This is a genomic window from Sulfurimonas sp. (assembly GCF_019429335.1).
Taxonomy (GTDB): Bacteria; Campylobacterota; Campylobacteria; order Campylobacterales; family Sulfurimonadaceae; genus Sulfurimonas.
The window spans coordinates 22239-30408 of sequence record NZ_JAHYJB010000021.1; the positions used below are offsets into that span (position 1 = coordinate 22239).

General features: G+C 38.9%; 7 protein-coding genes. 4 read left to right on the plus strand and 3 right to left on the minus strand.

Annotated elements, in window-relative coordinates:
* Positions 1-22 precede the first annotated feature (22 nt).
* On the plus strand, positions 23-1156 hold the full coding sequence (locus tag K0A91_RS07735) for a metallophosphoesterase (protein WP_295009611.1): 1134 nt from the start codon (positions 23-25) through the stop codon (positions 1154-1156).
* A 127-nt stretch (positions 1157-1283) separates the two neighbouring features.
* On the opposite strand, the gene K0A91_RS07740 is transcribed toward K0A91_RS07735, so the two are convergent.
* Positions 1284-2168 (minus strand): diguanylate cyclase, encoded by an 885-nt coding sequence (locus tag K0A91_RS07740; protein ID WP_295009612.1) that lies wholly within the window; start codon positions 2166-2168, stop codon positions 1284-1286.
* A 102-nt stretch (positions 2169-2270) separates the two neighbouring features.
* Here K0A91_RS07740 and K0A91_RS07745 point away from each other — a divergent pair, with 102 nt between their 5' ends.
* From K0A91_RS07745 to K0A91_RS07755, 3 genes are read left to right on the plus strand one after another with little or no spacing between them, the layout of a single operon-like run.
* Positions 2271-5072, plus strand: coding sequence for an ABC transporter substrate-binding protein (locus K0A91_RS07745; protein WP_295009613.1), 2802 nt, complete (start codon positions 2271-2273; stop codon positions 5070-5072).
* Positions 5062-6180, plus strand: a complete 1119-nt coding sequence (locus tag K0A91_RS07750; protein ID WP_295009614.1) for a hybrid sensor histidine kinase/response regulator — start codon at positions 5062-5064, stop codon at positions 6178-6180. The genes K0A91_RS07745 and K0A91_RS07750 overlap by 11 nt, the downstream gene beginning before the upstream one ends.
* The gene (locus K0A91_RS07755; RefSeq protein ID WP_295009615.1) at positions 6168-6848 is read left to right on the plus strand and encodes a response regulator; all 681 of its coding nucleotides are present in this window, start codon (positions 6168-6170) and stop codon (positions 6846-6848) included. The genes K0A91_RS07750 and K0A91_RS07755 overlap by 13 nt, the downstream gene beginning before the upstream one ends.
* Here the strand turns inward: K0A91_RS07755 and K0A91_RS07760 are convergent.
* Positions 6835-7533, minus strand: a complete 699-nt coding sequence (locus K0A91_RS07760; RefSeq protein ID WP_295009616.1) for a class I SAM-dependent methyltransferase — start codon at positions 7531-7533, stop codon at positions 6835-6837. The two genes, K0A91_RS07755 and K0A91_RS07760, sit on opposite strands and share 14 nt — an antisense overlap.
* The gene (gene hisG, locus K0A91_RS07765; RefSeq protein ID WP_295009617.1) at positions 7533-8159 is read right to left on the minus strand and encodes an ATP phosphoribosyltransferase; all 627 of its coding nucleotides are present in this window, start codon (positions 8157-8159) and stop codon (positions 7533-7535) included. The genes K0A91_RS07760 and hisG overlap by 1 nt, the downstream gene beginning before the upstream one ends.
* Positions 8160-8170 lie beyond the last annotated feature (11 nt).

Below are 8170 nucleotides of genomic sequence, written 5' to 3' on the forward strand. Positions count from 1 at the left end.
TCAATTTAGATATACTTTTGACATGAACTATATCCTCTTTTTTACCGCTTTTATCGGTGTCTTCATCCTGCTTAACATGTACATAAGCAAAAGACTTGTAGCAAAACTTGATATAAGCGATAAAAATAAGCGTTATCTGCGCATATTTCTTCTCATAAACCTAGTTGGCATCTTATGTTATATGCTTGCCAGATACTATGTAAATACTCCGAGCTGGCTCTATTTTCTCTTCTCTGTTCCTATCGGCGTACTCTTTTTGCTCTTTTTGAGCGCAGTTGTTTACGATATTTTAAGGCTTTTACTCTCCTTTGCTCCAGTCTCTCAACAAAGGAGAAATTTTTTAAAAAAATCGCTTGACGTTACATCCGTAGCAGCTGCTTCAACGCTAAGTCTAATGGCTCTGTATGAGGCAAAATTTGTAAAAATTGAAAAAGTAGATGTAGAAATAAAAAATCTCAAAGAGAGCTACAAAATTGTGCAGTTGAGCGACCTGCATATCGGCGGCTTAATAGACAAAAAGTTTATAGAAGATATCGTGCAAAAAGTAAATGCCCTAAATCCTGATATTGTAGTAATTACAGGCGATTTAATTGACGTTGATGTCTTAAGCGCAAAAGGGCAGCTTGACGAGCTTGCAAAACTTAACTCAAAACATGGAACATTCTTTATAGTTGGCAACCACGAATATTTTCACAATATTGAAAAAATAATAACCGCAGTAAAATCTCTTGGTATCAGAGTTTTAGAAAATGAGAACGTATATATAGGAGAAGATGGCAAAGGGTTTAATCTTGCCGGTGTTAATGATGTGATGGGGTATAGAACAAAAACATATATTCCGGATTTAAATAAGGCACTTAATGGTAAAAAAGAGTCTCCAACACTGCTTTTAGCTCATCAACCACTATTTATCCATGAGGTATATGATGGCGTTGACTTGATGCTAAGCGGTCATACTCACGGCGGTCAGCTCTTTCCTTTTAGGTTTTTGGTAAAGCTTCAGCAGCCTTATATAAGCGGCTTATATCAACACAATAAAAATCTTCAGATATATGTAAACAAGGGAACGGGATTTTGGGGACCGCCCATGAGGCTTGGTGCAAGCAGCGAGATAACTGAGATAGTTATCAGTCCACTTATTAATGTTACACATTAAAACGAACGCGTCCGTTTTAATGGCAGGGACTGAAGTCCCTACAACCCCCTGAAGCTACCCCTATCTCTCTGATAGGGGAGAAAAATTACGCCAGATTAGCAGGTGTCAAATTAATTTTGTCGCGATTCTACCTAAAAACCACTCTGTTTCTGCCTAAGCCTTTGGCTTCATATAGCGCCTTGTCGGCATATTTTAAAAGCTCGTCAAGATTTTTTATTTCATCTGAGACTTTTGCTACTCCCTCGCTAATTGTAAACTTTATGCTCTCCCCGCTATCTGAGACAATCTCAAGCTTCTCTATGGACTCTCTTATCTTTTCTATGTTTTCAACTACACAGCTTAATGAGGAGTAGTTGCACACTATACAAAACTCCTCTCCTCCGAGCCTTCCAAAAACAGCATCTTCCGGTACAAAAGATGCGATAGTCTTTGCGACAAGCCTTATCACCATATCTCCAATCGGATGACCGTAGTTGTCGTTGATATTTTTAAAATTGTCGATATCAATCATAACCGCATACATGCCGTCTCTGTTTTGCGCGAATTTCTTCTCGCTTATTTCAAAAAACTTTCTTCTGTTGCAGATGCCTGTCATCTCATCATAAGAGGAGATAAAGTTAAGATGCTCTATAAGCTCTTTTGCTCTTAGCTGAGTGTTGATTCTCGCCAAAAGTTCTATGGGCTTAAAAGGTTTTCTTATGTAATCGATTGCACCTGTTTTGTAAGCTTTCTCTATACTATCTTCATCATCTCTTGCTGTTAGAAATATGACTGGAATATCCAACGTCTTTTCGTTTGATTTTAACCTGCGGCAAACTTCATAGCCGTCAATATTTGGCATCATAATATCAAGAAGAACCAAATCAACACTGTTCTCTTCAACCGTCTCTAACGCACTCTCTCCATCAAGCGCTACTACGATGTCATACTTCTCGCTAAGGAGATTGAGCAAAATATCTATGTTTGTTTTGGTGTCATCTACAATCAGCACTGTTTTTTTTCTATTTTCCATGAAAAAATTATATCGCTTTTATGTCACAAAAATGTCTTAAATCAATTTTAAGACCATTTTGAGACTTTTATAGGATAAAATCTTATTATCAAAGGATATATTTTGTTAAAAACAATACTCTTACTACTTTTTTCAACACTCCTTTTTGGTACTTCGCAAAAAATATCAGTCCAGCTTGAGTGGAGACACCAGTTTGAGTTTGCAGGATTTTATGCCGCTATTGAAAAGGGGTACTACAAAGATATAGGACTTGAAGTAGAACTCAGAGAGTATGTAGACGGTATAGATATTAGCGATGAAGTTATAGACAAAAAGGCGACGTTTGGTGTCTCATCTTCGTCTCTTCTTTTAGACAAACTTCAAGATAAACCCGTAGTGCTTATTGCCTCATATTTTAAACAAAATGCACTTGCTTTTGCCGTAAGACCAGAAATAAGTTCAATTGAGCAGCTAAGAGGCAAAAAGATAATGGCTCTGCCTTATGAGATAGACCATACCAGTATAGGTGTTTTGCTAAAAGAGGGCGAACTAAAAAGCAGCGATTACACTCTTGTAACACATGATTTTAGCATAGAGAAGTTTAGAAGCGGCGAAGTAGACGCAATGTCTATCTTTATCTCAAATCAGCCATATTTTTTGGATAAAGAGGGCATCGGCTATAATATTTTAAATCCTGCTGATTTTGGAATCTACTCATATGATGTAGAGCTGTTTACATCAGAGGAGCTTGCTCGAAGCAATCCTGACATGGTCGAGAAGTTTGCTGCTGCAACAAACAGAGGGTGGGAGTATGCCTTTAAACACAAAAAAGAGATTATAGACCTAATATATGACAAATACTCAAAAGAAAAAACAAAAGAGTCACTTCTTTATGAGGCGCAAGTTGTAGAGAGACTCTTTAAAACAAACATATTTAAAACAGGAGCGGTGGTTCCAGAACTTATAAAATTAAACGCTCAGATGTATGCAAAACTCGGACTTCTAAAAGATGGGTTTGAACTCCAAGACATTCTTGCAAGCTACACCTTTGAAAATATAAAATCAAGCCTTGCTGCTGATTTAAAAGAGGATATGACTCAAACACACAATATCCAAACATTAACTGCTCTAGAGAAAAAGTATCTCAAAGAGAAAAAAGTAATCAGGGCTTGTATTGACCCGGAGTGGATGCCGTTTGAGGGTTTTGAAGGTGGCAAACATGTTGGACTCAGTGCCGACTATCTCGAGTTGTTTCAAAAAAACCTCTCCACACCCATAGAGGTGGTAAGGACAAAGAACTGGATGGAGTCTTTGGAGTTTGCCAAGATGAGAAAATGCGATATGCTCTCCCTTGCCATGGAAACCACAAGCAGAAAAGAGTATCTTGATTTTACCTCGCCGTATCTAAGAATACCGGTCGTTCTTGCCACAAAACCAAATGTAGAGTTTATAGCCGATTTTAACACTATAAAAGGCAAAAAAATAGGTATCCCGCAAGGCTACTCATACAACGAAATTTTAAAAAAAAGATATCCGGACCTTAACATCATAGATGTAAAAAATGCCAAAGACGGGTTAAAGAGAGTCATAAGCGGCGAGCTTTTCGGCTATATAGGAACGCTTGCTAGTGTGGGCTATTTTTTCCAAAAAGAGTTTACCGGAGAGCTTAGCATAGCAGGAAAGTTTGATGATATGTGGGAGCTTGGCATAGGTGTGAGAAATGACGACCCTACTCTCTTGGCAATTCTTGAAAAAGCGATAAATAGTATCAGCGATGAAGAGAAACAAAATATTTTAAACAAATGGGTAGCCATAAAATATGAAAACGGCATCAACTACTCTCTTGTGTGGAAAATAGCCCTCTTTGCCATCTTGATTGCACTCGGTGCGACTTATTGGATAAGAAAGCTATCTGTTTTAAACAGAGCGCTTGATGATGCAAGAGCAAAAGCGGAGGAGGCTACGAAAATAAAGTCAAATTTCCTAGCCAACATGTCGCATGAGATTAGAACTCCGATGAACTCTATAGTCAGCATGACCTATCTTATCAAGAAAAATATAAAAACACAGCCGCTGCTTCAATATATTGAGATTATAGAGCGCGCGTCAAACAATCTGCTCACGCTTATTAACGACATCTTGGATCTCTCAAAAATAGAGGCAAAAAAACTAACTTTAAACAGACGTAATTTCAACCTTATCGAAGTGCTCGATAGCGTCAACAATATCATCAAGATAAAGGCGGATGAGAAGGGGTTGGCATTTGAGATTATTTACGACAACTCAGACTCAATGAACATATGCGCAGACAGTCTAAGACTTTTGCAGGTTATTACAAACCTCACCTCAAACGCCGTCAAGTTCACGCATAGCGGATATGTTAAAGTCTATGTGGAGAAGCGTGATGGAAATCTTTTTAGATTTTCAGTCATAGACACTGGAATAGGACTCACTCAAAAACAGACCGAGAAGCTCTTTGAGGCATTTACGCAAGCTGATGAGAGTATTACGAGAAAATACGGCGGAACAGGACTTGGTCTTGCAATCTGCAAGGAGCTTGTAGAGCTTATGGGCGGAAAAATCTGGGTTGAGAGCACTCATGGAGAGGGAAGCAAGTTTGTATTTGAAGTAGAGCTACAGAGCAGCTGCCTTAACTTGGAAAAAGGTACAAATAGTTTCAATGAGAGTTTGCCTCAAGATATAGCAGAAGACAAGAAGCCGCTTGAGAGCCAAAAAAGAGATGCTCTCTTTGACGAGCTTTACAACGCAGTTGCTTCAAGACGCCCTAAACTGTGTGAGCCGATTGTTAATGAAATAGAAAAGTATGCTCTAAAAGAGAGAGACAAAGAGCTTTTTGATATAGCAAAAAAACTGATAATAAAATATAAATTTAACGAGGCAAAGGAGATACTAAATGCACGATAAGCAGACAATACTAGTCGTAGACGATGTAAAAGAGAATATCGATATTTTAATGGAGCTTCTTGGGCATTATGACCTAATTCCGGCGATTGACGGAAGGCGCGCTATCGAGATTGCAACGCAGGAGAGCAACATAGACCTGATACTGCTTGATATTATGATGCCTGAATTGGATGGATTTGAGGTGTGCGAAGTATTGAAAAATAACACCAAAACTTCACATATCCCTATCATGTTTTTAAGCGCAAAAAACAGACCTGAAGATATACAAAAGGGGTTTGAAGCAGGCGGCGTTGACTATATAACAAAACCGTTCAATCCAAACGAGCTTCTCTCGCGTGTGGCTACGCATCTAAAACTCAGAGCTTATGAAAAGCACCTTGAGGCAAAAGTCCAAGAGGAGATTAAGAAAAACAAGGCAAAAGAGCAGATGATTTTCCAGCAGTCAAAACAGGCTGCTTTGGGTGAACTCTTGATGCACATCGCCCATCAGTGGAAACAACCTCTAGCTTCACTCGGCTCAATAAACAATATGAGCAAGGCAAAACTTGAAACAGACTCTTGTATCAGTAAAAAAGATTATCTAAAGGCCATTCAAAAGTCTGAAGATATCATTATGTTTATGGCTGAGACGATAGAGACGTTTAAAAATTTCTACAAACCATCAAACGACAACAGAAACTTCTCTCTCACCGACTCGGTCATAGATATATTGACAATTATAGAGGGAACGTTCTACTTTGAGGATATAAAAATATATATCACTTCTCATGAAAAAGAGCCTACTTTTGGAAACCAGAATGAGTTTTCGCAGGTTATTTTTTCCATTTTAAACAATGCAAGAGAGATATTTAATATAAGAGCCACTATCAGTCCTGAGATACGCATAGCTATAGATAATCAAAAGATTTCCATAACAGACAACGGCGGAGGAGTAGAGGGGAACTCTTTTGAAGATATATTCCTCCCTTCAGTCAGTACGATGGACAGCTCAGGTATAGGTCTATATCTCGCAAAGATTTTGACTGAGAAAAACGGCGGTGTAATCACGGCTTCAAACACTAAAGATGGCGCTATCTTTACCATTGAGTTTCTCACATGGATAGATTAACCGAGTTGAATCTTCTATTTTTAGAGGATAATGCAGAGTTTGCCATGCACACTTCAGAGCTGCTTGGCATCTATTTTAAAAAAGTGTTTCACTGCAAAAACATAAAAGAGGCATCAGACACCTTTAGCGAACACCGCATAGATGCGATAATATGCGACATAAAGATAAGCGGAAAAAATGGTTTGGATTTTATCCAAGAAGTCAGAAAAACAGATGAGAATTGTATTGTTGCGGCACTGAGTGCCTACAAAGACGATGATTATCTTCTAAAAGCTATTCCTCTAAACCTTACAGCCTATGAACTAAAACCGATACGATACGATGACCTGATGCTTCTTTTAAAAAAGATGTCTGCAAAATTACCGCCAAGGACAACGGCTAAAATCTGCAACAATCTCACCTATAATTTTGAAACAAAAGAGCTTCTGCTTGAAAAAGAAGCTATACGGCTTACAAAAAAAGAGCTTCTTTTTATAGAGCTGTTAATAAAAAGCTACCCAGTTCCGCTAAGCCACGAAAGGGTGCAGAGAGATATATGGGAGAGCAGAGTTATGAGCGATGCCGCTATAAAAAATATGATTTTCAGACTGCGAAAAAAAGTCGGAGTAGATTTTATCCTAACTATGCAGGGAGTTGGATATAAGCTCGCCTCGCCTATCTCTTTTTAAAGATAAGAAGTGTCTTGTCCTTTGGCTCATAAAGAGAGAATGTCTGTTTATCTACAAGTTTCAGGCTTGAGAGTTTCTCAAAAGTTTTGAGTTTGTGAAAATATTGGATGATTGTATCTTGATATTTTGTATATTTAGCGTCGCTGTTTTTTTCTTCATTCTCTTTGAGAAACAAAGTAAATTTCGTATATAGTTTCTCATCTTCAAAAACAGCGTCAACGACTAGAAACTCCTTCTCGTTTTCACTGCTCATAGTTCCCTCTGCAACATCTCTAAAACCCAGAAGCGTGTTAATATCGGCAATAAAAACACCCTCATCGTTTAGCTTATGCGAGACAGCATCCAAAAAGCGAATAAGTTCATCATGGTTTAAAAAATTGAGCACATCAAAGATTGCCACAACCGCATCAAACTTGCCATCAACTTCCGAGACGTCTATACACTCTGCGTCCAAGCCCTGCTCTTTGCACTCTTCTACCATCACGCCACTCAGGTCAACACCTTTACATGTTACTCCATCGCTAATCATACGCTGCATAAAGCCGCCGCGTCCGCATCCGATATCTAAGAGCGATTTGACGCTGTATGCGTCCAGCTCGGAGCGGTAGAGGTCATAAAGAGCCTCGGTTGATTCTTCTATGCCAAGAAGATGCTCACTCTTTGCATAAAGGTCAAGATTTGTCATTAGGCTTTTTGCTCTGCTTGAATTACTTCGTTTATCTTTTTGTAGATATCCAAAACTTCATCTTTTTTTGCGATGTAGCTGTTTTTATTTGCGATAAGATAAGTAGATGAAGTCATAATATCCTGCACCACCTCAAGACCGTTTTGTTTCATTGTCGCACCTGTTTCAACAACATCCACAATCATATCAGCAAGACCGATAAGCGGAGCAAGTTCGATTGAGCCGTAGAGCTTGATGATGTCAACGGATACGGCGCGCTCTTCAAAGTAGCGCTTTGTGATATTTACCATCTTTGAGGCAACTTTTATCTCAGGCTTGTCAAGGTCGAACTTCTCGCCCTTTTTCATCCCGATAGCAACCTTGCAGATGCCGCGTTTTAAATTAAGCAGACGAATAACGTCAAGCCCCTGCTCTTCAAGCGTGTCAAGTCCTACAACGCCGATATCGGCAGCCTGATGAAACACATAAGTTGCAACATCCTGGTTTCTTACAAGCAAAAAGCGAAATTTTGGCGTATCTAAAATAAGTTTTCTGTCGTCAAACGCAAAACTGTCCCCGAAAATAGTCTCAAAAATCTCCAAAGTCTCTTTGGCAATACGCCCTTTTGGAAGTGCAACTGTCAGCATAAATCAGCCCT